Genomic DNA, 26,616 nt, shown 5'->3' on the forward strand with positions numbered 1-26,616 from the left:
AAAAAGCCCTCTTCCAGCTAAGGAAAAGGGCTCAAATAGAACGGTACCACCTTTTTTGGGTATTCTAAGAATACTCACTTTATTAACGGACAGTAATTAAATGATATCCGCTAGCCAAATAATGGTGGCAACCACGATAACCTACATATCGGCATCGAACTCAGAAATGATTTTCGAAATTCTCGCGACGGTCACTTTACACTAAACATGACTCACTAAGCGTACTTGAGATTTCTACTTTTTTCTTCAACGTTTTGTTGGTTTGTATTATAGTCACCTAAAATTTGAATATCAAGTGTTTTTTTTAATGAAATTATAATTTTTATAATTTATGAGGCGTACGATTTAAGAAATGTTTGGCACCATCTATAACGTGGAAATAGGTTGCCAGACTGAACATATCAGGGTTTAGGCTCTTTAAGAAAGGCCACTCGCGTAACGATCCACGGAAGAGAGAATTATTTTGTTCAATAAATTTTTTTCCAACTTTTTGTGGTTGATCAGCGAATAATCCGGACTGATAAAGATAATTAGAGTAATCAAAGAAATACTTGGCAGTTTTTTGTTCACCGATAGTTTCACGCAGAATTTTAGTTCTTGCGCCGATGAATCCTAAGCTGTTACGAACAACTTGGCGACTGTTGTCAGAACTTGATAAATAAGCAAATAATTCTTCAAAGAATTTTTGATAGGCATGAATTTCGCCACTGGATAAATAGGCACGAGGATGATTCTTGAACGGATACTTCCAATTGCTGAGATTGTATTCCCACTTCTGACCAATCCAAATAGTGAAAGGTAGTTCGTAGAAAACTTGTGTCATATCTTGCTCAAAACATTCGTTGATAATTTCTGAATAATCCGCTGGCAAGAGCTTTTTAATCTTGTCATTTAAGGCAGGAGTAATAAATTTTGTCCCATCCGTGTCATCGGTTAGTTGTAAAATTTTTTCCCAGGTTTCAGTCGTAAATAAATCAGGTTTGATATTTCGAATTAACTTCAAATTGATTGGTGCAGAATTTAAAGTGTATCCAGCATCGAAAGAATTATCCATCAATTGTAAAGTTTGAACAAAGTGACCACCCAAAGAATGACCAATTCCATAAATCAATGATTGGGAAGCAATTTGACTGTGCAGATAACGAATAAAGTCACGTGCAACAAGGAGTTGACGGTCTTCTTTGGTGCTACCAATTAAAATTGAGTTAACGTTGTAATCCCAATCGTTGTAATTTTCAAGAATAGATTTTTCAAATCGCTTACTTCTTGATTTGATTGTCTGATCCACATTAGCTTCGGTACCTTTGAAGGTAACGTAACATTCTTTGACACCGTCGATAACAATTTCATAAGCAATGCTAGAGAACCCGCAATCGGCTGCTTCAGGATTGATATCGCGGACATCATAAGAACGAATGTAATCGGGTAAGCGGTGAACAAGACTGTAAATTAAGAACTTGAGATAATTCTCAGGACGAAATTCTTGATAAAGATAACGGTCATAATCGAATTGTAGTAATTTAGTTCGAAAGTCAGCGCTATGGAGCAATTCGCCAGCTTGATATGGTTCAGAACGGAGCTCTAGGGGCATCAAATTATTAAGCAATAAAATGACATAAATTTGATTCAAGTAACCCCGACAGGGATTAATCTGTTCATCCTCAATCATGACAATAAGTTGTTTTAATTTATTAATTTTTCGGTTACGTGATGGTACTGAAAAATTATTTTCATGATGAAGTTGATCAAGGTTTTTCAAACGCAAAGCCTTATCAATCAGCTGAGGGTGAATAGTTGAATCTTTTAAAAATTGGGGAACACGTAGATCAATTACTTGGTTTAAAACCAGATTGGTTAGACGTGTTTTTTCTTTGTTCAAATAGGCGTAACTAAAGTAAAGACGCTTATTTTGTGGCAGCAACTGTTTGCTGTCTTCTTTATTAAAAGTTAGTGGAAAATTTTTATGAGCTCGAAAGTTTAATAGGTCGAGTTGATCATAAATATGGTTTAAACGGTTTAGGTTGGTTAATAGTTCCCTCATGTGATCACCTCTCAATTTGGTTAAATGTTACTAAAATAATGTCATCATCTTAATTGTACGAAATTAGGCAGTATTTAACACACTGTAAACGCTATTATAGCAACGTTTTTCCTTAATCATCCTTTTTTAGAGTTTGTGGGAAACTCAGAATGTTGCTTTTTTAAATATGATGAATTATTAATTGTATTATCATTTTCATTTTAACAAATTGACTTTATATAAGGAATTCAGAACCATTTCTTAACTATGTCACACTTGTACTATACCACAAATGTGCTATACTATAAGTGTGGAGGTTGGAGAAAGATGCGAATAGATATTAAATCATACTTAGAAGATAACGGATTAACAATATATGTAATAGCAAAGAAAAGCGGGTATGGTTATACGACTCTGCATAAATCTTTCAACAAAAAACAATCTTCCGCTACATCAATAAATTTGCGCGATATAGAGGCAATTGCCAAAGCGCAGGATATCGAAATGTGGAGAGTTCTGCGTGAATTGGAGTTGCATTATCTAAAGTGAGGAGGTCTTTATATGGCAAGATCATTTTGGGATGAAGATCCATTTAACAACAATATGGACGAAATATTTAAGAGATTAATGAGTCAACAAAACAGCGATTCACAGGCTAAGTATTATGTGAATGGGCACGAATTGACTCCTGAAGAATTAGCAAAGTATCAAGAAGCTAGAGCAGCTGGTCAAAATATTCCAGTTAGTGATGGCACTAAACAAAAAAATGGCACAATGTTAGAGAAACTCGGACGTAACTTAACTCAAGAGGCTAAAGATGGCTTACTTGATCCAGTTATTGGCCGTGATAAAGAGATTCAAGAAACGGCTGAAGTTTTGAGCCGGAGAACGAAGAACAATCCTATCCTAGTAGGTGATGCTGGTGTTGGTAAGACTGCGGTTGTTGAAGGTTTAGCCCAAGCAATTGTCAAAGGCAATGTACCTGAAGCAATTAAAGACAAACAGATTATTTCCATTGATTTATCAGCTCTTGAAGCAGGGACACAGTATCGTGGTTCCTTTGAAGAAAATATCCAGAACTTACTGAAAGAAGTCAAAAAGGCAGGCAACGTGGTATTATTCTTCGATGAAATTCATCAAATTATCGGTGCTGGATCATCTGGCTCGGACTCTGGTAGTAAAGGGCTAGCTGATATTATCAAACCCGCATTGAGTCGTGGTGAGATTTCAGTTATCGGTGCAACGACTCAAGATGAGTACCGTAATACAATTATGAAAGATGCCGCTTTAGCTAGAAGATTCAATGATGTAACAATCAACGAACCTAGCAAAGAATCAACAGTAGCAATCTTACAAGGTTTGCGTAAGGCATACGAAGAACACCATCACGTAAAATTACCTGACGATGTTTTGAAGGCAGCTGTTGATTATTCTGTTCAATATATCCCTCAGAGATCATTACCTGATAAGGCAATCGACTTGATCGATATGACAGCCGCTCACTTGGCAGCCAAGAATCCCGTAACTGACAAAGTTAGTTTGGAAAAGGATTTGAAGCAAGCTGAGAAAGATAAGGATGCTGCGGCAGCTAAGGAAGATTACGAAAAAGCCGCTAGTTTGAAACAAAAGATTGAAGATATTCAAGCAAAATTGAATAAGGATGACACTGCAACAGACGAACCAGTAGCCACAATTAATGACATTGCCGAATCAGTCCAAAGATTGACTGGCGTTCCAGTTTCACAAATGGGTGCTAGCGATATTGAAAGACTCAAGACGATGGGCAAGCGTTTGAAAGACAAAGTTATTGGCCAAGATGAAGCAGTTGACATGGTTGTCAGAGCTATTCGTCGTAATCGGGCCGGATTTGATGAAGGTAACCGTCCAATTGGTAGTTTCTTGTTCGTTGGTCCAACTGGTGTTGGTAAGACTGAATTAGTAAAACAGTTAGCTCAGGATATGTTTGGTTCCAAGGATTCAATTATCCGTTTGGATATGAGTGAATATTCTGATTTAACAGCTGTTTCTAAGTTGATTGGTACTTCAGCTGGTTATGTTGGATACGAAGATAACGGCAATACTTTGACTGAAAAAGTTCGTCGTAATCCATATTCCATCGTTTTACTTGATGAAATTGAAAAGGCAAATCCTCAAGTTTTGACCTTGTTGTTGCAAGTAATGGATGATGGACGTTTGACAGACGGTCAAGGTAATGTAGTCGACTTCAAGAATACAATCATCATCGCTACATCTAATGCCGGATTTGGTCATGGCAATAAAGATGAGAAATTAATGGATAAATTAGCACCATACTTTACCCCAGAATTTCTAAATAGATTCAATGGTATCGTTGAATTTACCCATCTATCTAAGAAAGACTTGAACCAAATCGTTGAATTGATGTTAAATGACGTCAACCGCAACTTAGCTAAGAAAGGTATTACTTTGGAAGTAACGCCAGAAGCTAAGGAATGGTTGATTGATGAAGGTTACGATGAAGCCATGGGTGCAAGACCATTACGTCGTGTCATTGAACAACAAATTAGAGATAAAGTTGCTGAATTCTATCTCGATCATATTGACGCTAAGAATTTGAAAGCTGATTTAGTTGAAGGAACCATTAAGATTTCTGAAAAGTCAGCCGTCACAAATGCATAGTAAAAAATCCCTGATATTAAGTTATCAGGGATTTTTTTTACTTTGTTAACAGATTCAATTTATGTAACCAATCGTTAACCGTTACATCGTTATAATCCCCAGTAGCTTTAATCCCACCGTTATCAAGGATAATAATCGAATCGGCGTTATGGAAAAGCTGTTCATCGTATTGATGGGTGACAATTAACCAACCAGAATCCAAGTTAGTTAGGATTTGACTGATTTCTTGTGAGGTGTGGGGATCAACACCAGTTAAAGGTTCATCAAACAGGTTGAATTCAGTTTGTCGTAGCAACAAACGCCCTAAAGCTAAACGCCTTTTTTCACCACCAGAAAGTAGACCACTGTGTGAATCAATATGCTGATTTAAAGCTTTGGGATTGGCATATTTCGTTAAACCAACCTTTTGTAAAACTGCAAAGCACTGTTCATCGGAATATTTGCTGTTGAATAGAGTTAGATTATCTTTCAAACTGGCATCGAAAATATGTGCCTGCTGTTCTAATAGTCCTAAATGTTGGAAAACATCGTTTAATGAATAACTATTAATTGGTTGTTCATTAAGTGTTATTTGTCCTTCAGCAATTTTTGAGTTAAAGGGAAGATTGATTAAAGTTGTTTTACCACTACCACTTTTACCAACCAACAAATAGTGCTGCTGGGCTTTTAGGGTTAAGTTAAATTGCTTAAGAATTGATTTGTTGTCCTGAGTGAATGAAACATCTTGATATGTCAGACTATCGAATTTCTGTAGGGACTTAGTTTTAATTTCTACATTAGTATCCTGAATTTTTTCGTCCAGCTTAGTAGCAGCCGTTTTTCCACCAATAATATCGCTAAAAATTCCCGAAGCTGTTTGAATTGGTTCAGAAATGAAAATCATCAATTGAGAAAATGCGACAAGTTGCCCCAGCGAGATTTCCTTTTTCAGTACGAAATAGATGCCGACAATCCAAGTTCCCAAATAGAGAAAGTCATTCATGAATTGACTTATTGCACCGACTTTTTTTCGTGTCAGTTGGTCGTTATTCTGGGCAATTAATAAGTGCTGATTTTGAGATTGAAAAATAATGTGTAGTTGTCTTTGGATGTTAAAGACTTGAATTGTTCTGAGACCATTGGTGGCATCCTGCAAAATACTAGTTGCCAGCTTTGATTCATGAATTACATTCTGTTTGTTCTTGCGGAGATTACTTTGTTGATAAAATGGGAGAAATATCCCGGGAACACATAGCAAAACAATAATCAGAGTCAGAGTAGGCTTTATCATGATTGATAGCGTTAAGGCAATAACCAACTGACAGATCTGTTTGTAAGCAGTGAACGTACCTTGAAGATAATCATCGCGCAAAACTGGAACGGTTTCGGAAAAGTCATTATAATAGTCATTCGTGATTTTTTGGACGTCATTACCAATACCGGTATTTTGTTTAAAAAGGTTCGTCAATAAACGATTACGAACGTTATTAATGATTTGATTGAGTGTAGTTTGTTGGAGATAAGATCCAATAAAGTAAACTGCTGTGTCAATCAAGATATAACAAATGACAATTGCAATTAAGAGACCATATGATAGCTGGCTTTTGCCCGTTGCTATGTCGGTAATTACTTGTAGTAGGTAAGAAACAGAGATTTCCACTCCTGAGGAGATGGGAATTAATAGTAAAAGAATCCACATTTTCTTTTTTGCGAATTTTAAAAAGTGCAATAGTGTCATAAGAGTTCCCCTAAAATTAAAAATATTTTAATATTATTATAGTCCTAGCAATAATTTATATCTATATTTTTCTTAATAAGGATGTTTTTTTGCATTAAGGATAATGATTTATATGGATTGTTCGTAATTTCGGTGGAGTTGAATTCGATTTTAGTGAATTGCTGAACACACAAGAGTCAAAATCTTTGTATGATAGGGCTTACAACGAAAAAGATGGAATTTTATTTGAATGAATGTTAAGCAAAAATCAAACCTGTTTTAATATCAAAACACGAACTTTAACTATCTTCATGGGTGCTTTTGTACTTGATTCTCTGTAAAAATTAATTAAATTATAGTAAAACACGAACTATATTTATATTTATACACATAATTGTTTCTAAAACACTTGTAAAAATCCGAATAATTTGTAATACTATATAAGTTCAAAAAAGAAATTATTTTTCTAAGGGGCGTTTATAGTGAATTCATTAGATAATAGAGGGAATTTAAGTTTTATGGAACGTTTATTCCATCTAGAAGAAGCTCAAACAAATGTTAAGCGTGAGATTTTGGCTGGTTTAACAACATTTGTTTCAATGGCTTATATTTTATTCGTTAATCCTCAAGTTTTGGGAGACTCAGGGATGGACAAAGGATCATTGTTCACAGCAACAGCTTTGACTGCTGTCGTTGGTTCAGTTTTGATGGGAATTTTAGCAAATTATCCAATTGCAATTGCTCCAGGATTAGGTGACAACGCCTTTTTCAGTTACTCAGTTGTTATCGCCATGGGTATTCCTTGGCAAACTGCGATGGCTGGTGTATTCGTAGCCAGTTTGATTTTCTTAGTATTATCATTAATGAAACTTCGTGAAGTCGTTATTAATGCGATTCCAAAAGATTTGAAACTAGCAGTTGCTGCTGGTTTAGGTATCTTCATTGCTTTCGTCGGATTACAGGGTGGAGGATTGATCACAGCAAGTAAGTCATCACTAGTTGCTATCGGATCATTCGCCAATCCAACAACTTGGTTAACAATTACCGGATTGTTAGTAACAGCTATTTTGATGGCTCGTAAGATTCCTGGTGCAATTTTCATCGGTATGGTTTTCACAACAATCGTGGGATTAATTACTAAACTGATTCCAGCACCAGCACATATCATATCCGCAATTCCTAGTTTAAAGCCAACTTTTGGAGTTGGTGTAGCGCATATCGGAGATATTAGAGAACCTCAACTTTGGGCAGTTGTGATTATCTTCTTATTAGTAGCGTTCTTCGATACTGCTGGTACTTTGATTGGTTTGGCTGAACAAGTCGACATTATGCAAGATAAAGATGGTAAAATGCCAAGAATTGGTCACGCTTTGATGGCTGACTCAATTTCAATGGTCAGTGGGGCGGTCTTTGGTACAACCCCTCCAACAGCTTATGTTGAATCATCAGCCGGTATTGCTGTGGGTGGTAGAACCGGTTTAACTTCCATCACTGTCGGTGTTTTGTTCGCATTATCAATGTTCTTCTCACCATTATTGACAGTCGTAACAAGTAACGTTACAGCGCCAGTTTTAATCATTGTTGGGACTTTGATGGCTCAATCAATGAAAGGTATTCAATGGGATAGATTTGAAATTGCGCTACCAGCTTTCTTAACAATCGTTGGTATGCCACTAACATATAATATTTCATATGGTATTGCGTTTGGATTCTTAGTTTACCCAATCACAATGCTTGCTGCAGGTAAGAGAAAAGAAATCAATCCAATTATGTACGGATTGTTCGTGGTTTTCGTAATCTTACTTTATATTATTAATATTTTGCCAAAAGCTAGTTTGGCTTAAGGTCTCCAGGACTGAGAAATATTTACCTGCTATGCGGTCCGATTCGAGCCAAAGTGCGGTCTCGAATCTCGGTTTGAAGTCTTACCACAAACCGGTAAGTCTCCAAACTCGCCCGGTGGTGTAAGAGCTAAAGCTCTAACGCCACACCCACAGCTGGTAAATATTCTCAGTCCTTCCGACTGATTTTGGTATTAAATAGTCAGCATATTTTAGAAATTATATTAAAAGAATAAGCTGTATCACAATATTTCGGTGTGATACAGCTTATTTTTGTCGTTATTTTAGTCTTTAATCTTCTTATTCATAATTGAACGCAAACCTTTTTCTCTAATAGCCAAAACATCGATATTATTTTGTCTTTCATAACCACGAAGGAGAACTTCACATAGGTACAATTGCGACAACTGTCCGGCTAATGAGCCACCGTTTAGAAATTCTTCAATGGAAGTTTGTAGCGTTATATCGCTGATTTGAGCAATGGCTGAGAGACTGCTGTTGGTGATGGAAATTATCTTGGCACCATTCTTTTTAGCGAGTGTCAGTGAATCGTAAGTATCCTTAGTTTCACCAGATAAGGAGATGCCAATTACTAAATCATTTTTGGTCATGATGGAAGCCATTTGAGCTTGAAAATGAGGATCAGTTTCAGCTTGGACGATGAGACCAATTCTCAATAACATTTTGGAGAAAGTTTTACTGATTTCGCCACTGTGTCCAACACCAAATATATAAAGTGTACGAGCATTGCTGATTAACTTTACCGCAGCATCAACTGTCTTTTTATCAATCAAGGAGTTGGTATCTTTCAGTGTCGTAATGAGTGTGTCTTCAATGTCATCGTAGTATTCATGCGTTGAATCGGTCGAATCGTTATTTTTTTCCTCAATTTCAGCTTTTGCTAAAACAATTTTTAGATCATTGAAACCTGAAAATCCCAGTTTCTTTGAGAAGCGAACAATCGTCGCGTCACCAACGTCAATTCTGCCTTTGATAGTCTCCATTGTGCCGTAGATAACGGTTTTTTTGTTGTCAGTTATAAATTTTGCAACCTTTTTTTCGGACTTAGTTAGTTTCTGATAATTATCTTGTACAAGTGTGTCAAAATCCATCTTTTTAGTCTCCATATTCTATGTCAATTTTAATTATACAGTTTCCCAATGATTTTCCAAAATCAAAGAAAGGGTTTACAAACCATTCAAAATATTTTATATTGCTGTTGTGGAGAAAATTATCCAAAACAATAAAAACTGGAGGAAAATAAGAATGGACAAAGATAGTTTTATAAAACAAGTGCATGACGGATTGATTGTTTCATGTCAGGCATTGCCCGGCGAACCTTTGTATACAGAGAAAGGTGGAATTATGCCACTGATGGCTTTGGCAGCCAAAAGAGCCGGTGCAGTGGGGATTCGTGCCAATTCTGTTCGTGATATTAAAGAAATTCAGGCGGTAGTGGACCTGCCAATTATCGGAATTATCAAGAAGGACTATTTGCCAGAGAAACCTTTCATTACAGCGACAATGAAAGAAATTGATGAATTGCATGAGACAGGCGTTGAAGTTATTGCCTTTGATTGTACGTTGAGACCAAGACATGACGGCAAGACTGTTGCTGAATTTATCAAAGAAATTAAGGCAAAGTATCCTAATCAACTATTGATGGCTGATACTTCAACATTCGAAGAAGGCAAGAATGCTTATGAAGCTGGAGTAGATTTTGTTGGCACGACTTTGAGTGGCTATACAGAAGAAAGTGTCGAGAAGGATGGTCCAGATATAGATTTGATTAAGGCATACATCGATGCCGGATTACCAGTAATTGCCGAGGGTAAAATTCACTATCCAGAACAAGCACGTGAGATTCAAGATTTAGGAACAACCGGAATTGTTGTTGGTGGGGCAATAACAAGACCAATGGAAATTGCCGAACGTTTTATTAAAGCTTTGAAATAAGCCTCGTTCTTTTTAGGCGATGTATTTTAATAATTCTAAAATTTTATGCCATTTGGATTACAATTATTACTATTTATATTTATTAGATTTGAATCGATTAATACACTAGTCTTCGGATTAGAGGTATGTGCCAGCAGTGGAAGTGTTGTTAGGGCGTTTCGCCCTTACAACACAGGACGAGTTTTGAAATTCGCGTTCTTTGCGAAGTTCAAAACCGAGGGTCGAGACCGTACTTTGGCTCGAGCCGGTCCCACAGCAGGCACATACCTCTAAACCGAAGACGGCACTCCTAAACTATAAAGAAAATCATAAATGTTATATAATAGGAAAGTAAGCGATTACAAGGAGGGTAAACATGAAGAAGATTATTAATAATGTCGAGGATATCGTACCAGAAATGATTGCTGGTCTCGTAAGAACTAATGCGGATTTGGTCAAGCAGATTGATGGGACAACTGCTGTGGTTAGAAACGATGCCAAGTTCAAAGAAAATAAACAAGTCGGAATTGTGTCCGGTGGTGGTAGTGGTCACGAGCCATTGCACGCGGGTTATGTTGGCGATGGTATGCTTAGTGCCGCTGTTGCCGGTGAGGTCTTTACTTCACCAACTCCAGATCAAATTTATGAAGCAATTACAGCAGTCAATCAAGGTAAGGGTGTCTTGTTGATTGTTAAGAATTATTCTGGCGATGTCATGAACTTTGATATGGCTAAGGAAATGGCCGAAGCAGACGATATTGAAATTAAGACAATCGTTGTTGATGATGATATTTCTGTTAAAAATAGTGAATTTACTCAAGGTAAACGTGGGGTTGCCGGAACTGCTTTGGTTGAAAAAATTGTTGGTGCTGCAGCACGTTCAGGGATGAGTTTGGACGATTTAGCAACACTTGGTCAAAAAGTAATCGATAATACGAAGACAATTGGAATTGCACTACATGCGGCTACTGTACCTGCTGTTGGTCATCCTGGTTTTGAACTCGGCGACGATGAGATTGAATATGGTATCGGAATCCATAACGAACGTGGTTATGCGGTTGAAAAAATTAGACCTGCTAAAGAATTAGCTAATGAATTGATTGAAAAAATTATGAATGAGTTTTCTGGCCAAGATGGCGACTTTGCCATTCTCGTAAATGGTATGGGTGGCACACCTTTGATGGAACAATATATCTTTGCTAATGATGTTTTGAACGAATTAGCTGCTAAGAAAATTAAGGTTTCCTTCAGTAAAGTTGGCAATTTGGTCACATCTCTTGATATGCAAGGAATTTCTTTGACAATTATGAAGGCTGATGCCGCTTGGATTAAATATCTCAAAGAACCAGTAACGACAATCGCTTGGTAGAGAGGATAATTTTATGAAATTAGAATTAGTAGATGCAAAAAAATGGATTAATTTATTTGTTGAAAAATTAGAGAATAATAAAGCCAATTTGAATGAATTGGATACAGCTATCGGTGACGGTGACCATGGTACAAATATGAACCGTGGCGCTGAGGCTATTACCGCTGCTTTTGAGAAAAAAGATCCTGAAAATTTAGCTGATTTATATAAAGCAACTGCTTTTGCCATGATTCAAAAAGTTGGTGGAGCTTCAGGTCCCTTATACGGAACAGCTTTTCTAGATATGTCGAAAGCTGTCAAAACTGATAATCTTGAGTTGGGCGATTTGATTCAAATTGGTGCCGATGGACTCAAGCGCCGTGGTGAATCTGACACTGGTATGAAGACGATGATTGATGTTTGGCAACCAGTTAGTGATGCTTTGAAAGCTGATAAATTCGACCAAAAAGTAATTGATGATGCTTTGGAAAATGTGAAAAATTTAGTTGCTACAAAGGGTAGAGCTAGTTATTTGGAAGAAAAATCCAAAGGTCACATTGATCCTGGTGCTCAATCAAGTGCCTATCTATTCGAATCATTAATTGAAGTGTTAGGAGCCTAATTATGAAATATGGAATATTGATTGTTTCGCATTCAGCCGATATTGCTAAAGGTGTCAAGGCACTGATTTCTCAAGCTGCTCCTGACCTATCAATCACAGTTGCTGGTGGAACAGATGAAGGTGAAATTGGTTCTTCATTGGAAAAAATTCAGCAAGCTGTCGATGACAATACAGGCGATGAGATTCTAGCGTTCTATGATCTCGGTAGTTCCAAGATGAATTTGGAAATGTTGTTAGAAATGACTGACAGAGTGATTCATAAGTATGATGTAGCTTTGGTTGAAGGTGCCTATACGGCAGCCACTTTGGCAGAGGTTGATTCACCATTAGCAACAATTGAAGATAATCTAAAGAATTTGAAGATTAAATAGCATCGAAGTACTTTATAATTTAATTATTATAAGGTACTTTTTTTTCGACCAAATCTGCACCAGAAATGTCGAGTGAAAAATCCCCAAATCTCATATTATATGAACTACGGAGGTGATAAGATGCTAAAGGAATTTAATGCTTTGATGGATTATATTGAGCAGAATATTACGGAAGATATTTCTGATGAGAAGATAGCCAAAATTGTTGGAACTTCTGGTTATCAATTTAGACGTATGTTTTCTTATTTAGCTGGGATGACGTTGAATGAATACATCAAGTATCGACGCTTGTCTTTGGCAAATATCGATTTGGTCAATGGTGATCGTGTGACCGATGTAGCGTACAAATATCAATATCAGTCTATCGATGGTTTTACGCGTGCATTCAAAGACTGGAGCGGTTTCTTACCTTCCGAAGTGATGAAAAATCGAGTACAGAAAACACTGCCTAAGTTCTCATTTTTCATTGACATTAAAGGGGGAAATACTTTGGACTATAAGATAAAACAAATGCCAAAATTCAATATTATTGGTGTCTCTAAACGAGTACCTGTTCAATTTGAGGGAGTTAATAATGAAATAGTTGCGTTGGCACAGTCAATTAGTCAAACTCAACGAGAGGAAATGCATCAGCTTGCCAATTTGGAATTAAATCGACCATTGAACGTATCATACGATTTTGATGTGGATTACCTACAGGAAAAAGGGCAGCTGACACATATGATTGGTATGGCAACGACTAAGGAGAATAATTTTTCTGATTTAGAATCGTTAGAAATTCCAGCAAATACTTGGGCAGTCTTTTCAGTTAGAGGCGACTTTCCACAGGCAATGCAGGAAACGAATGCCAGAATATATTCAGAATGGTTACCTTCATCAAATTATGAATTAATTGAATTACCTAATTTTTCAATTACTGATTATAAGCCAGATAATAAAGATGTTTATTCGGAAATTTGGATTCCAATTAAAAAGGTAAATTGATGATTGGAATTTCAATTAATCCATAGGAAAAGAAGCATTATCACGATTAACGTTTTAGACCGTGGTGATGCCTTTTTTCGTATAGCACAAGGTTCTAATTGATAATTTATTACAAATATTTCATATTTTAAGGTTGTTTGAATATAAATAAATACATTTGAACACTCTTACTTTCAATTAATAACTATTAATTAGTCGGAAGAGCTGGAAAATATTTGTGTGCCGTGGTAGTGGTATAAGTACGGAAGGAATCTTCCGTACTTATACCAACGGACGTGTTTGGAGACTTGACGAACTGTGTCAAGTCTTCAAACCGAGGTCCGAGACCGTCTTTTGGCTCGGACCGTTCCGCACAGCTTGAGAATATTTCCCAGCTCTGGAGACGGAATATTTAGATAAACTAAAAACTTTACACTTTCTTTGAACTTTCTAGTCAGTTAATTTATCTCTGGATATTACTATATTAGTATAGTGAAACGAGGAAAAATTATGACAGAGACGATTTTGAGGGTTAATAACATTTCTAAACATTATGGAAAACATCAAGTATTAGATAAGGTATCTTTAGAAATTGATAAAGGCATGATCTATGGATTGATTGGTGTAAATGGAGCAGGTAAGTCCACTTTAATGCGGATTATCATGGGTTTAACTTATTCTGATGGTGGCGAAATTGAATTATTTGGGGCTACTGATGCTAACGGAATCCAACGCGCGCGAAGAAAAATTGGTCAATCCATTGAAACACCCGCACTTTATCCAGAATTAACAGCTCTCGATAATATGAAAGTTCAAGCGGCTAATGCTGGGGTTGGAAATAGTGATATTTCAAATTTGCTGGAATTAATGAATCTTCAAGATACAGGTCACAAGAAGGTTAAGAATTTCTCGTTAGGGATGCGTCAGAGATTATCAATTGCGGTCACTTTGGTCAGCAATCCAGAGTTTCTCATTTTAGATGAACCCACAAATGGATTGGATCCAGCGGGAATTATTGAGATAAGAGAAATTATTAAAAAGTTAGTGAATGAAAAAGGTTTAACAGTTTTAATATCCAGTCATATTTTAGGAGAGCTCTCACAAGTTGCCACTAATTATGGGATTTTACATCATGGAAAAATTATTCAGGAGCTTTCCAAAACAGAGCTACTTCAAAAGAGCCAGCAATATATTTCTTTGCAGGTTGGTGAGGTTGAAAAAGCATTGACGATTTTGGACAAGTTAAATATTGCAGAATACGAAGTTTCCGATGATGATGAGATCAGAATTTATTCTAATTTAGACCAAATTTCCAAGATTAATCGGAAATTGGTTTTGGAAAATATCGATGTTCTAGGAATCAGTATGGCTAATCAAAACCTTGAGGATTACTTCATGGACATAACGGGGGAAAAGTAATGTTAAATTTATTGGCAGCGGATAAAGTAAAATTATTTAAAAGTCGTAAAATGTGGATAATCTTATCCATAGTAGTGTTCTTACCAATTTTTCAACTATTGAATGCCATTAGTAAGAACAGTTATCAAGGTCACTTGACGCCAAAAGAGGATATTGTCGTCAACGGAGCATCGGGTGTTTTGATGAATGTTAAGAGTAATCTGGTTATCCTTCTGATATTCTGTGCGTTTATTAGTTTTTATATCGGAGAAGAATTTCAAAATGGAACGATTAGAAATGCATTGTCGCTTGGTATCAGCCGTGGAAAATATTATTTGTTAAAGTTATTAGTAGCTTTTGGTTTAACTTTAATTTCGACTGTTATAATTACAGCAATGAGTGTTAGCGGATACGGTATGGTTTTTGGATTCGGAAATATCGCTGGCATCACCAACTATGGTAATTATTTTTTGATGTTATCGTTGACGATTTTTCTATTGATTTTTTCAGTTGTATCAACCTATGTAGCGATTGGTTTCATGATTCGTACGATAGGTGCAAGCGTTATTTGGACATTTGTTTTTACAATTTCAATGGGATTTATTCCAGCGGTTTTTATGAAATTCAAATCATTGGCAGACGTAACATGGTGGTTTACGGAAAGCTATTTGTTTTATAAGAACTTCGCCTTGCCATCAGTGATAAATGAATTTTCCAAGATGATTTTTATTAGCGTTATAACGATTATGATTTCAACAATTATTGGTATTTGGAGTTTTTACAAAGCTGATATTAAGTAGAGGATAAAATGGCAAATATATTGGTTATAGAGGATGATATGGCGGTCCATTCGCTAATTAAGGAAACACTGGAATTGCATGATTTCAGTGTTTTTGATGCATATTCTGGTACTGAAGGGCTGTTAATTTTTAAACAGAATCAGATTGATTTGATTCTGTTGGATTTGATGTTGCCAGGGATGTCAGGTGAAGAATTGATCAGAGAAATCAGAAGCCATTCGACCGTACCAGTCATTGCCGTGTCTGCGAAAGTCGATCAAGATACCAAGTTAGATTTACTGACTCACGGGGCTGATGACTATATAACTAAACCGTTTGATTTGAAAGAATTACTTGCTAGAGTGGAAATCCAACTACGTCATAGCGTTGCCACAACGCCGTTACAAGACAATAGAATACATTATCAAACGGTTGATTTAGACACGGATACAAGAGAAGTTACCGTTTCGGGCAGAGATATTCATCTTACTTCGCATGAATTCAGTATCTTAGAATTATTGTTGCGTAATCCCAAGAAGGTTTTTAGCCGTTCTAATCTATATGAAAGTGTCTGGCATGAACCATACCTAGACAATGATAAAACGGTCAGTGTGCATGTTAGTAATTTACGTTCAAAGTTGAATCAATTTGGAGCTCATTACATTGAAACTGTTTGGGGAATTGGTTTCAAATTGGAGGGAGAGTCCAACGTTGATGGTGATATTTAACGTCCTTTTATTACTTTTGTGTGGTTTGATACTATATGTGTTTTTTTTGAAACGACAAATTAAACTCTTGGCAAAACAAGTTAATACTATGTCGGCTGACTCAAAAAAAGGCAGTCGCTTTTTTGTTGATTTTAGAGAAAAGAATCTGATTGCATTAGTTGATGAACTTAATCAAATGGTGAATACTTATGAGTCAGAGAAGGTACAAGTTAAGCAAGCTGAGGAGAATCTACAGCTTTCAATAACTGGTTTATCACATGATTTACGAACCCCATTGACGGCAATCGACGGTTATGTGCAGTTGCTTAAGTTAACCGATGATCCACTCAAGAAAAAACAATATTTAGATGTTATAGAATTATCTGTTTCCAAGTTGCTTGAGATGACTAATCAGTTTTATGATTTGACTAGAATAGATCTCAATCAAAAGGGCTTTGATTTAGTTAAATTATCGCTGAATGATACTATTCAGGATAACTTTTTGAATTTTTTTGACAGTTTTGAAAAATCAGGTTTAACAATTAAATTTCCTGAGAATGGTGAATCCATTCATGTTTTGGCGGACAAAGTACTTTTGAATCGTGTTATTCAAAATATAATTCAAAATATTTTACGTTATGCTCGGGGGAAAGTTGAAATTGAATATGCTAAACAAAGTAATTTTGGCGTTGTAACGTTTATCAATGATATTAAGCCTGGTAGCAAGATATCGATTGAAAAGGTCTTTGATCGCTTTTATACTGAATCTAAGACACGTACAAATACCGAATCAAGCGGATTGGGATTATATATTTCGAAGCGCTTAATCGAGAATATGAATGGCAATATGGACGCCAAGCTCGTTCAACAGCAGTTTTCGATTGAGATTAAATTGCCATTTATTTAAGGGAGAAAAGATGATATTAGTCAAATGGTTGACCAGATCAACAAACGATGCCAGTAGATTTGTAAAAATAGTGTATGTTCTCTATCGTTTGATTGCTTTAATAATGTTAGGTAGTCAAATCTGGATGCAACAGGGTAACAGAGTCATGATTGTTTTACTGACACTAGTTTTATTTGAGATTCCCGCTATTATTGAAAATAAATTTAAAATCATGATTCCTGATATTTTGGAAATTGTTATCATCTCGTTCATCTTTAGCTCAACCATTTTGGGAGAACTAAGTGACTTTTATGGATACTTGCCGTTTTGGGACACCGGGTTGCATACGTTGAATGGATTTTTAGCTGCCGGAGTCGGTTTTTCGTCAATTTATTTGTTGAATGAAGGTATGACTTCAATTAAATTAACACCAATTTTTATCGCGATAACATCGTTTTGTTTCTCAATGACGATCGGAGTTATGTGGGAGTTTGGCGAGTTTACAGCCGATCAGTGGTTGAATACCGATATGCAAAAGGATCGAATTGTTCAAAAAGTTAATAGCGTTGAGCTGTCAGATAAACCCAATACAGTTGGGCACGTTAAAAATATTGATCATACAACAATTCATACCAAGGATAATAAAAATATTGTGGTAAAAGGCGGTTATCTAGATATCGGTTTAATTGATACGATGAAAGATTTATTCGTTAATCTAATTGGTGCGATATTCTTCAGTATTTTTGGATATTATTATTCAGCAAGTCATAGTCGAAAGTATAAGTTCATCCGTAATTTCATGGTTTATAAAGGAAAATAGTATACAAAAACTCCGTAGCAGTCAGAGATGATTACTACGGAGTTTATTTTTATTCTAGTCAAGTCAGAAAATAGATTTAGTCGGAAGTGATGAGAATATTTACCAGCTGTGGTAGTGGCGTTACGGCTTTAGCCGTTACACCACCGGGCGAGTTTGGAGACTTGCGTTTTTTGCAAGGCTTCAAATCGAGGTTCGAGACCGTACTTTGGCTCGGACCGGTCCGCATAGCAGGTGAATATTCTCATCACTGGAGACGGCTACTAACCGTTATATTTAGAAAGCTTAAATTCAACGTGATCCTTGTTCTTTAATTTCTTCTTGTCAGCAGAAACATTAACTTGTTTGCCGTTAACAGTAAAAGTCCAGTAAATTTTTTTCTTGTTATTTTGTTTGTGGTCGTCGATTTTTGAAATAAAGCCGCCTTTGTCAGATACTTTCCAGCCCTTTTTCAAACCGTCAGTAACAGTGGCACCTTTTTTGATTTTGATAGTTTTCTTGGCAATTTGTTTCTTGTTCTTTTTCAAAGTGTAAGTAACTTTGATATTCTTAGTCTTGCTAGCTTGGACAGTTGTTGCGGTAGCTGGAGCGAATACTCCTAACAACATCAATAAAGCAGCTAAAAATGCAGCAAATTTTTTCATTGTTCTCCTCCTAATATGTATACAACGATTTTCATTATAGCAAATTTTTAATATCTTTTAATTCTTGACTTTTGCATTCTATTTGAAACAAATAAAATTTACGAAATATTTCGGATTTTACTTTCAGTAAGTTAGAATAAGAATATTGACTGTTAAGGAGGCGGCGTATTGAATAAATTGATTGTGAATTTCCAAAAGAATTGCAACAGTATTACGATGTTTGCATATTTACTCAATGTTATCTTGATTACGCTGCTGTACAACAATCCAATCGTGCTGGTTGGGATATGTGTATCCTTAATTGCTATGGTTGTTTTGACACGACCAGAAAAAGTTAAATCATATTTAAAATTTGCCGGAATTATATTTTTTATTACGGTATTATTCAATTTAATTTTGAATCAGCGTGGATCGAATTTACTGTTCGAGATTCCTTTTTTGAAAGTTACTACAGAATCGTTAATGAACGCGGTAGTTTTGGGTATTTCATTCGTGAATCTGTTGTGGGCGTTTTACTTGTACGATTCACTGATTCGAATTAAAACAGTCTTTGAATTATTAGCTAATCTGTTTAAAAGTATCGCTATTATTTTTATCTTAACGGTGAAGTTCATTCCTGAAATTATTCAAATTTATACGGAAACTAAGACGGTTAGCCGATTTCGAACCCAACATCAAAGTAATGAACAAGGACTGTTGAAAAGAATCAAGCGAACAGTTGGCTTAAATGAGATTGTTTTGAACAAGGCGATTGCAAGCTTTATGAATGTTTCTGACACCTTGATTTTAAAGGGTTATGAACAGCGCCGTCGTAACTTGGGATATGTAGAATTTAAACGTTTTGATGTAATTATTTTAATTTTAGGATTACTTTCCGTAATATTTAATATAAGCATGTCAGTCCAACACTTGGGAAAAATCAATTTTGGTTCAGCCAATTTAAAAGTCTCGACAGATGGTGTTGCCTTAATTTTAGTTATCAATTGTTTATTTATTTTATTACCATTCTTGACAGGAGGAGTGAATTATTTATGGTGGAAATTTTACGGTTCGAAGACTACAGTTTCCGATACAATAACAGCCAAAAATTATCGTTAAAACATCTTAATTTTTCACTTCAAAAAGGTGATTTTGTTACCTTAATTGGAGCTACTGGTAGTGGTAAAAGTACATTTTTGAAACAAATGTTACCGGAGTTGGCCTCGGGAAAAGTCATTAGTGGGAAGATAACTAAGCAAACCAAAGATTTTGCTTATGTTTCTCAATTTGTCGACAATCAAATGATTATGGAGACACCACGAGATGAACTGAAATTTGTTTTGGATAATCAAGGTTGTACGACTAATGAAATTCAGTTACGGATTACTGAAATAGCAAGTTTTTTAGGTATTGTTGACTTGTTAGATCAGAATGTCAATCAACTGTCTGGTGGTCAAAAACAACTTGTTAATCTGGCCAGTGCTTTGATTTTAAAACCCGAAGTTTTATTGTTGGATGAACCAACGGCACAGTTGGATCCAATTGCCGCCGAAAAATTATTGCAGATGGTTCACAAGGTCAATGTTGAATTTAATATGACAATTATTTTAGTCGAACATGAATTGGAACAAGCAGTCAAATTTTCCAAGCGCTTAGTGGTGATGGAAGATGGCAATATGTTACTTGATCAACCGATTGAACAAGTTTTAAAAACAATTTTTCAAAATGACAATTATCGAAACTTTTTGACGCAAGTGGATCGTCTAGCATTGGAGTTGAACTTGGATACTTCAGTGCCACTTGATAATCAGACTTTAAATAGGGCGATTAGGTCCAAGCAGCAGCAACTAAAGTGCCGTGATAGAGGACAAATTGTTTGGGTTGATAAGCCAATGATAACGGCTGATAAAGTCAGTTTTAGGTTTAATTTTAATGGCCGACAAATTATCGACAATGTTAGTCTGAGTTTGTTTCAAGGTCAGTCATACTGTATCGTTGGACCAAATGGTATGGGGAAAACCACGTTATTGAAGGTTTTAACGAAACAATTGAAACCACAGTCAGGCAAATTACGTTATCGACGTAAAAAATATGATGATAGTTTGTATGAAAATATTTTTGTTTTGCCACAGAACCCATCATCATTGTTTATGAAAGATACCGTTCAAGACGAGTTGAATTATCAGATTGAACAGAGTAAAAGCAATAAAACTATCAATGATATTTTGGATAAGTTCTCTTTGAATGGTCTGGAGAAACAAAGTCCTTATGATTTGAGTGGTGGACAGCAAGAGTTCTTAGCGCTTGCATTGGGCTTTATTAAAAGACCAGAAGTGTTGCTATTGGATGAGCCAACCAAGGGATTAGATCCTAATAAACGCATAGAGTTGGGCAGTTTATTACATGAGTTCCAAAGAGGTGGCGGAACTATTTTGGTTAACAGTCACGATTTACTCTTTGCGGCGAGTTACTTTAATCATATTGCGATGATGTTTGATGGAAAATTGAGTGAATTTTCTGATCCAGTAAAGTTTTTCAGTGATAAGTTTTTTTATACAACCGAAATAAATAAAGCTTTGCGGGATATTTTTCCACAGGCTTTGACATGGAAGGATATCTTAAATCTTGAATCGTAAATCAATCTCATTGTTAACCTTGGCAGTTGCTGTTTTATTATTGATGGTAATTTTTGCCAGTAAAAACTATTTGTTATTCTCATTTGGATTTTTAATTGTGACTTTAGGTATCTACTTCTGGCGTTTCGAAAAAGCGTATCACAATTCACGTGAAGTAGTCTTTATCGCAATTATTTGTGCATTAGCTGTTGTTGGGCGAATTATTTTTGCGGCGTTGCCAGCGGTTAAACCAGAATTATTTATCTTGATAATGGGTGCCATCGTTAGTGGACCTGAAACAGGTTTTTTGATGGGAACAATTATTGCCCTGACTTCAAACATGTACTTCGGACAGGGAGTTTGGACGCCTTGGCAGATGTTTGGCCTTGGGGTTATCGGTTTGATTTCCGGATTAATGATGAATAAAAATGTTCCAACGTGGCTATTAGTTGTCTGGGGTTTTGCCAGTGGCTTTTTACTTGGTTGGATCATGGATATCTACTATATTATTGGTTTTGTTAACCCGATAACTGTTAAGAGTATTGTCGCATCAGTTGTTGCCAGCTTTTACTTTGACTTTGTCCATGCATTATTTACTGGCGTATTGTTATTAGTCGTTGGTAAACGTTGGATTAAATTGTTCAATAATTATAAGAAAAAGTACGATTTATTTAGGCAGTAAAAAAGAACATCCTCAAATGGGGATGTTCTTTTGGTTTTTAAGGAATTAATAAGTAAGCAAATGCGGCAACGGCACCACCAGCTAGAGGTCCAAGAACTGGAACCCAACTGTATGACCAGTCTGATTTGCCTTTGTTTGCGATTGGTAAGATTTGATGAGCAATTCTTGGTCCCAAATCTCTGGCCGGGTTGATGGCGTAACCAGTTGTCCCACCAAGTGAGAAACCGATTGCTGTAATCAATAATCCGACAACAATTGGATTTAATCCTTGGGTGAATTTACCGCGTGTAAATGCTAATAAGGCAAATACTAAGACGAATGTACCAATAAATTCACTTAAAAAGTTAAAGAAGTAATTTCTAATAGCAGGTCCGGTGGCGAAAACTCCTAGAATTGCAGCTGGATCGTCAGTTTCCTGCCAATGTGGGTAGTAATTGAGCCAAACGATTGCAGCACCGACAATGGCACCCAATGTTTGAGCAATGATATAAGGGATGACTGATGACCAAGGAAATACTCCGGCAATTGCCATACCTAAAGTTACAGCTGGATTTAAATGAGCGGGACTTAAGAATGCTGAACAATAAATACCTAAAGTAACGGCTAATCCCCAACCTAGGGCGATGGCAATCCAACCAGCACCTTCGGCCTTTGATTTCTTTAAACTAACGGCGGCAACAACACCATCACCTAGTAAAATTAAAACTAGGGTACCGATGAACTCACCGACTAATTGTAATGTTAAACTATCTTGCATAGGCTTTCCTCCATAAGTTCACATGACTACGCTTACATGCTATTATTATACATAGCTGTCGGCAATAACACCATGAATTTACGTTGTGAAAGTGTATTTTAAGTAGACAGATTGTATGAGGAGTATTAAAAATGAAAATTTATACCAGAACTGGCGATAAAGGCCAGACAAGAATTATTGGAAATGACGTACTTTATAAATCAGCTCCCAGAATTAATTCCTACGGGACAGTGGATGAGTTGAATTCTTTAGTTGGCGTTGTGATTGCTAACTTATCCGACAAGACGATTGTGTTAAAAGAAGAATTGGAAGAAATTCAACAGTTACTATTCGACTGTGGAACTGACTTAGCCATTTCACCAACTGACAAAAAGCATGAATTTATTTTCAAAGATGATAATGGTTCGGTTGATTGGTTAGAAAAGAAAATTGACGAATATACTGACAAGACTCCAAAGATTCAGAAGTTTATTTTACCAGGTGGTTCCAAAACAGCGGCTAATTTGCACATGGCACGCACAGTTACTAGACGTGCTGAAAGAGAAATCGTTGGTTTGATGCAAGAAGAGCCAATCAATGACTTCGTTTTGAAATTTATCAATCGTTTATCAGATTACTTTTTTGCGGCTGCTCGTTACAGCAACGTGTTGGATGGCGTTGAAGATATTCAATATCGTAACAGCAAACCAGTTTTTAGATAGGAGAAAGTTTTATGCGTTCAGAAAAGGAAAAAATGTTATCTGGGGATTTATACATCGCTAATGATCCCGAATTGCGTGAGGATTTTAAGAAGGCTAAGGAATTAGTTCGTGAGTTCAATCATACGACTGAATATCAATTGGATGAACGCCAAAGAATTATTAAGAGTTTGTTCAAGAAGAGTGGTAAAGGCGACTATCTTGAGCCACCATTCTATACGGATTACGGATGCAATACAGAGGTTGGAGACAACTTTTACGCTAATTACGAATGTATCATCCTAGATATTGCCAACGTTAAAATTGGGAATAATGTCTTTTTCGGCCCACGTGTCGGGCTTTATACAGCAGGTCATCCAATCGATGCAGTTATTCGTGGCGAAGCATTTGAGTACGGTAAGCCAATTACAATCGGGAATGACGTCTGGGTCGGCGGCAATGTAGTTATTAATCCTGGTGTGACGATTGGAAATAATGTTGTCATTGGTTCAGGCGCAATCGTTACCAAGGATATTCCAGATAATGTGATTGCGGTCGGTAATCCATGCAAAGTGTTGCGTGAGATTAATGATGAAGATAAGAAGTATTGGGAATTAGAAAAGAAACGTTACTATGAAAACTAAATTTCTAATTTAGAAGGGATGATGAGGGATGCTACTGGATTTGAAAAATTTAACTTGGTCAAATGATGATTATCAGCGCTTTTTGATGGAATTGAAGAGTTTAAGCGACCAGAAATATCGTGAACGCGCAGTGAAAATTGTGCCTACGGATTACAATATTTTGGGAATTGCCATGAGTGAGTTAAAAAAGATTGGTAAAGAAATCAGTCGGGGTAATCCAGATGCATTTTTAAAGGTGGTTGGAACTGAAAATTATGAAGTTGTGATTATTCAGGCATATGTTCTAAGCAATATGAAGCTGCCACTCTCAGAATTCCAAACTTATTGCGATGATTATTTAGCAAAATCCAATTCCTGGGCTACTTGCGATATGGTGATTCACTTTAAACAGGTACAACGGTTCATGCCAGATTTTTTGGTTAAAATAAAAGAGTATTTGAAGAGTGATAATCCATGGTTACAGAGAAGTGGCTTAGTTTTCCTTTTGAAATTCTATAATACAGCGGAGTATCGAGCTGAAATTGTAGAGTTGGCTAGGAAGATTGAAAGTGATAATTATTACGTTCAAATGGGTCAAGCTTGGTTGTATGCAGTTGTATTTCCTCATGATCAGGATAGGATTTATCAGGTTATCAAGGATGATACTCAGTCCAAGGTAGCCAAGTTAACTGTTCGAAAAATCAAATCGTTACGCCATACGACGGAAGCAGAAAAAGAAATGTTAACATCATTGTTATAGTTAGAAAGACAAAAACACCATACGTCCGATAATTTTTTATCGAGTGTATGGTGTTTTATTTAGTTTTATATTTCAAAAAGTTCTTCCAAATGTTGAATAACACCTTGTTGATTGTTGTCGACAGTTTCAAATGGAGCTGTCTCGTGAACAATTGGTGAAGCATTTTTCATAGCAACACCATGTCCAACGTATCGTAACATTTCCAGATCGTTGCCACCATCGCCAAAGGCACACATCTCATCTGGTTTAATATTCAATTTTTCTGACAAATAATCCAGACCAGTTGCCTTGTTGACGTCGGCACGAATAACGTCAATATCGCCGTGACCACTAGTTACGATCGAAACATCTGGTCCAATCATCTCGGATAATCTTTCCATATATTCTTCAGTTTCATCCTTAGGGCAGCTGATAGAAAATTTCAAAATCCCATCGTTGACGTCTTCTAATTTATCGACACTAGTAATTTCTGGAAAATAGAATTTACTCATTTTGTAAAAATCTGGAGTTACATCTTTTCTAATATAAGCGGATTTTTCACCACACATAATTGATTGCACGTCATCAAGATTGTCGAGGACCTTGATAGTTTTAGCAATAACGTCAGCTGGAAAAATATCTGTCTTGTAAATTTCATCATGGCTACCGACTAGAGCACCATTTTCAGCCACAAAGAGAGTTTTGGGAAAATCTTTGAAGAAATCTTTTAATTGATAATATTGATTACCACTGGCGGAAACAAAAGTGATACCGTTTTGTGTCATATAGTCATAAACTCGGCGAAAACGGTCAGTATCAAAGTGTTTGTCGTCAGTTAGAAAAGTTCCATCCATGTCTGTTGCAACAAGTTTGATTGTCATAATAAATTCCTTTCAATTTCAAAGCATTATACTGATGATTTTATCCGGAAATGCTTATTTTTAGCAACTGATTTTGGCAAGTTAAAAAATTAATTACAATTCGTATCTTTAGAAAATAAATTTATCCAACGCCTTGGCAATACCGTCATTGTCATTGGTATCAGTGATGTAGTCAGCGTGTTCCTTGGCTAAATCTGATCCATTGCCCATACAAACTGCCGTTCCAGCAAATTTGAACATTGGTAAGTCGTTTTGTTCGTCACCGAAAGCCATGACTTCTTCAGATTTAATATTTAAAAGCTCAGTTAGTTGCGTTAGACCGCTACCTTTATTGACATTTTTATGCATCAGTTCCAAAAAGTTATCAGCTGCCCGAACAACATAGTAGTCGTTGGCGAATTCATCTTTGACCGGCTTTTCATAAGCATCTAGAGTTTCTTTTTCACCGACAATGGCTGCCTTGGGAATTTCGAAATCGGCAGGTAATTCATCAGGCGTTCTGACAAAAATACCAGCACTGTTTTCCCAAGCTTGGACGACGGCAATACGATTAATATCGTGGTTTGAGGTATAGACGTTGCTGTCATCATCTAAAACATAGTATTGCATATCGTTGTCATTAACGTATTTAACAATGCGGCGATAATCAGCGTTGGTTAGAATTTGGCGGGATAAAATTTTACCAGATACGGTTTCAATCAAGGCGCCGTTATAAGTAATGACATATTGCTCATCACCAGAAACTCCGAGTTCCTTGAGAAATGGACTGACACCGGCTAAAGGACGGCCAGAGCAGAGGACAATTTTAATACCTTGTTGGAGAGCTTTTTGTAAAGCTAATTTGGTATCTTCAGTAATTTTACTTTGCGAATTCAATAATGTTTGATCAATATCTAAAGCAATCAATTTAATCATAAGTAGCTCCCTTTTTAAATCTAGTTAATTAAGATAAAGACATTGTATCAAATCAGTAAAACG

At 36.3% G+C, this 26,616-nt stretch carries 26 protein-coding genes and 1 other annotated feature; of the genes, 19 read left to right on the forward strand and 7 right to left on the reverse strand.

Features of this window, described 5'->3' with window-relative positions:
• Window positions 1-22: 22 nt before the first annotated feature.
• Window positions 23-259 (reverse strand) — a binding site (T-box leader).
• A 63-nt stretch (window positions 260-322) separates the two neighbouring features.
• Window positions 323-2,041 carry a DUF6792 domain-containing protein gene (locus JP39_RS03730; protein ID WP_041499244.1) on the reverse strand — a complete coding sequence of 573 codons (1,719 nt, stop codon included), beginning with the start codon at window positions 2,039-2,041 and terminating at the stop codon, window positions 323-325.
• Between the two features lie 306 nt (window positions 2,042-2,347).
• Here JP39_RS03730 and JP39_RS03735 point away from each other — a divergent pair, with 306 nt between their 5' ends.
• Together JP39_RS03735 and JP39_RS03740 are read left to right on the forward strand one after the other, a co-directional pair.
• Entirely contained in the window at window positions 2,348-2,569 is a 222-nt protein-coding gene (locus JP39_RS03735; protein WP_041499243.1) for a hypothetical protein, read from the forward strand.
• 12 nt (window positions 2,570-2,581) lie between these two features.
• Complete coding sequence (locus JP39_RS03740) at window positions 2,582-4,678, forward strand: AAA family ATPase (protein ID WP_041499242.1); 2,097 nt, start codon at window positions 2,582-2,584, stop codon at window positions 4,676-4,678.
• Window positions 4,679-4,715: 37 nt separating this feature from the next.
• Here JP39_RS03740 and JP39_RS03745 read toward each other — a convergent pair whose 3' ends face one another.
• On the reverse strand, window positions 4,716-6,395 hold the full coding sequence (locus JP39_RS03745; RefSeq protein WP_041499241.1) for an ABC transporter transmembrane domain-containing protein: 1,680 nt from the start codon (window positions 6,393-6,395) through the stop codon (window positions 4,716-4,718).
• 497 nt (window positions 6,396-6,892) lie between these two features.
• Between JP39_RS03745 and JP39_RS03750 the strand changes: the two genes are divergently transcribed.
• Complete coding sequence (locus JP39_RS03750; RefSeq protein ID WP_041499240.1) at window positions 6,893-8,218, forward strand: NCS2 family permease; 1,326 nt, start codon at window positions 6,893-6,895, stop codon at window positions 8,216-8,218.
• A 281-nt stretch (window positions 8,219-8,499) separates the two neighbouring features.
• Here JP39_RS03750 and JP39_RS03755 read toward each other — a convergent pair whose 3' ends face one another.
• Window positions 8,500-9,327 carry a MurR/RpiR family transcriptional regulator gene (locus tag JP39_RS03755; protein ID WP_041499239.1) on the reverse strand — a complete coding sequence of 276 codons (828 nt, stop codon included), beginning with the start codon at window positions 9,325-9,327 and terminating at the stop codon, window positions 8,500-8,502.
• A 154-nt stretch (window positions 9,328-9,481) separates the two neighbouring features.
• Here JP39_RS03755 and JP39_RS03760 point away from each other — a divergent pair, with 154 nt between their 5' ends.
• From JP39_RS03760 to JP39_RS03805, 10 genes are all read left to right on the forward strand, one after another.
• Window positions 9,482-10,171 (forward strand): N-acetylmannosamine-6-phosphate 2-epimerase, encoded by a 690-nt coding sequence (locus JP39_RS03760; RefSeq protein ID WP_041499238.1) that lies wholly within the window; start codon window positions 9,482-9,484, stop codon window positions 10,169-10,171.
• A 355-nt stretch (window positions 10,172-10,526) separates the two neighbouring features.
• Complete coding sequence (gene dhaK / locus JP39_RS03765) at window positions 10,527-11,519, forward strand: dihydroxyacetone kinase subunit DhaK (protein WP_041499237.1); 993 nt, start codon at window positions 10,527-10,529, stop codon at window positions 11,517-11,519.
• Window positions 11,520-11,532: 13 nt separating this feature from the next.
• Window positions 11,533-12,120, forward strand: a complete 588-nt coding sequence (dhaL, locus tag JP39_RS03770; RefSeq protein WP_041499236.1) for a dihydroxyacetone kinase subunit DhaL — start codon at window positions 11,533-11,535, stop codon at window positions 12,118-12,120.
• Between the two features lie 2 nt (window positions 12,121-12,122).
• The gene (gene dhaM, locus JP39_RS03775) at window positions 12,123-12,491 is read left to right on the forward strand and encodes a dihydroxyacetone kinase phosphoryl donor subunit DhaM (RefSeq protein ID WP_041499235.1); all 369 of its coding nucleotides are present in this window, start codon (window positions 12,123-12,125) and stop codon (window positions 12,489-12,491) included.
• A 120-nt stretch (window positions 12,492-12,611) separates the two neighbouring features.
• A complete protein-coding gene (locus JP39_RS03780; RefSeq protein WP_041499234.1) occupies window positions 12,612-13,475 on the forward strand; it encodes an AraC family transcriptional regulator in 864 nt (287 codons plus the stop codon).
• Window positions 13,476-13,964: 489 nt separating this feature from the next.
• Window positions 13,965-14,873: an ATP-binding cassette domain-containing protein gene (locus JP39_RS03785; RefSeq protein ID WP_041499233.1), complete on the forward strand. Its 909-nt coding sequence runs from the start codon at window positions 13,965-13,967 to the stop codon at window positions 14,871-14,873.
• The gene (locus JP39_RS03790; RefSeq protein WP_041499232.1) at window positions 14,873-15,652 is read left to right on the forward strand and encodes an ABC transporter permease; all 780 of its coding nucleotides are present in this window, start codon (window positions 14,873-14,875) and stop codon (window positions 15,650-15,652) included. The genes JP39_RS03785 and JP39_RS03790 overlap by 1 nt, the downstream gene beginning before the upstream one ends.
• A gap of 8 nt (window positions 15,653-15,660) precedes the next feature.
• Entirely contained in the window at window positions 15,661-16,359 is a 699-nt protein-coding gene (locus JP39_RS03795; protein WP_041499231.1) for a response regulator transcription factor, read from the forward strand.
• A 37-nt stretch (window positions 16,360-16,396) separates the two neighbouring features.
• Window positions 16,397-17,245 (forward strand): sensor histidine kinase, encoded by an 849-nt coding sequence (locus tag JP39_RS03800; RefSeq protein WP_245626350.1) that lies wholly within the window; start codon window positions 16,397-16,399, stop codon window positions 17,243-17,245.
• 10 nt (window positions 17,246-17,255) lie between these two features.
• Entirely contained in the window at window positions 17,256-18,044 is a 789-nt protein-coding gene (locus JP39_RS03805; RefSeq protein ID WP_041499229.1) for a DUF2238 domain-containing protein, read from the forward strand.
• A 260-nt stretch (window positions 18,045-18,304) separates the two neighbouring features.
• Here JP39_RS03805 and JP39_RS03810 read toward each other — a convergent pair whose 3' ends face one another.
• Entirely contained in the window at window positions 18,305-18,685 is a 381-nt protein-coding gene (locus JP39_RS03810) for a DUF4430 domain-containing protein (RefSeq protein WP_041499228.1), read from the reverse strand.
• A 168-nt stretch (window positions 18,686-18,853) separates the two neighbouring features.
• Between JP39_RS03810 and JP39_RS03815 the strand changes: the two genes are divergently transcribed.
• From JP39_RS03815 to JP39_RS03825, 3 genes are read left to right on the forward strand one after another with little or no spacing between them, the layout of a single operon-like run.
• Complete coding sequence (locus tag JP39_RS03815) at window positions 18,854-19,783, forward strand: energy-coupling factor transporter transmembrane component T (RefSeq protein WP_041499227.1); 930 nt, start codon at window positions 18,854-18,856, stop codon at window positions 19,781-19,783.
• Window positions 19,717-21,300: an ABC transporter ATP-binding protein gene (locus tag JP39_RS03820; RefSeq protein ID WP_041499226.1), complete on the forward strand. Its 1,584-nt coding sequence runs from the start codon at window positions 19,717-19,719 to the stop codon at window positions 21,298-21,300. The genes JP39_RS03815 and JP39_RS03820 overlap by 67 nt, the downstream gene beginning before the upstream one ends.
• On the forward strand, window positions 21,290-21,961 hold the full coding sequence (locus JP39_RS03825) for an ECF transporter S component family protein (RefSeq protein ID WP_041499225.1): 672 nt from the start codon (window positions 21,290-21,292) through the stop codon (window positions 21,959-21,961). Before JP39_RS03820 ends, JP39_RS03825 begins: the two co-directional genes overlap by 11 nt.
• 37 nt (window positions 21,962-21,998) lie before the next feature.
• Here JP39_RS03825 and JP39_RS03830 read toward each other — a convergent pair whose 3' ends face one another.
• On the reverse strand, window positions 21,999-22,718 hold the full coding sequence (locus tag JP39_RS03830; protein WP_041499224.1) for an MIP/aquaporin family protein: 720 nt from the start codon (window positions 22,716-22,718) through the stop codon (window positions 21,999-22,001).
• Between the two features lie 131 nt (window positions 22,719-22,849).
• On the opposite strand from JP39_RS03830, the gene JP39_RS03835 reads away from it, so the two are divergent.
• The 3 genes from JP39_RS03835 to JP39_RS03845 are packed head-to-tail and all read left to right on the forward strand — an operon-like array spanning window position 22,850 to window position 24,778.
• Complete coding sequence (locus JP39_RS03835) at window positions 22,850-23,419, forward strand: cob(I)yrinic acid a,c-diamide adenosyltransferase (protein WP_041499223.1); 570 nt, start codon at window positions 22,850-22,852, stop codon at window positions 23,417-23,419.
• An 11-nt stretch (window positions 23,420-23,430) separates the two neighbouring features.
• A complete protein-coding gene (locus JP39_RS03840) occupies window positions 23,431-24,039 on the forward strand; it encodes a sugar O-acetyltransferase (protein WP_041499222.1) in 609 nt (202 codons plus the stop codon).
• Window positions 24,040-24,079: 40 nt separating this feature from the next.
• Complete coding sequence (locus JP39_RS03845) at window positions 24,080-24,778, forward strand: DNA alkylation repair protein (RefSeq protein WP_169751867.1); 699 nt, start codon at window positions 24,080-24,082, stop codon at window positions 24,776-24,778.
• A gap of 65 nt (window positions 24,779-24,843) precedes the next feature.
• Here the strand turns inward: JP39_RS03845 and JP39_RS03850 are convergent, their stop codons facing one another.
• Window positions 24,844-25,638, reverse strand: a complete 795-nt coding sequence (locus JP39_RS03850; protein WP_041499220.1) for a Cof-type HAD-IIB family hydrolase — start codon at window positions 25,636-25,638, stop codon at window positions 24,844-24,846.
• A gap of 108 nt (window positions 25,639-25,746) precedes the next feature.
• Window positions 25,747-26,553 carry a Cof-type HAD-IIB family hydrolase gene (locus tag JP39_RS03855; RefSeq protein ID WP_041499219.1) on the reverse strand — a complete coding sequence of 269 codons (807 nt, stop codon included), beginning with the start codon at window positions 26,551-26,553 and terminating at the stop codon, window positions 25,747-25,749.
• Between the last annotated feature and the right edge of the window lie 63 nt (window positions 26,554-26,616).

This window comes from Companilactobacillus heilongjiangensis (genome assembly GCF_000831645.3).
Taxonomy (GTDB): domain Bacteria; phylum Bacillota; class Bacilli; order Lactobacillales; family Lactobacillaceae; genus Companilactobacillus; species Companilactobacillus heilongjiangensis.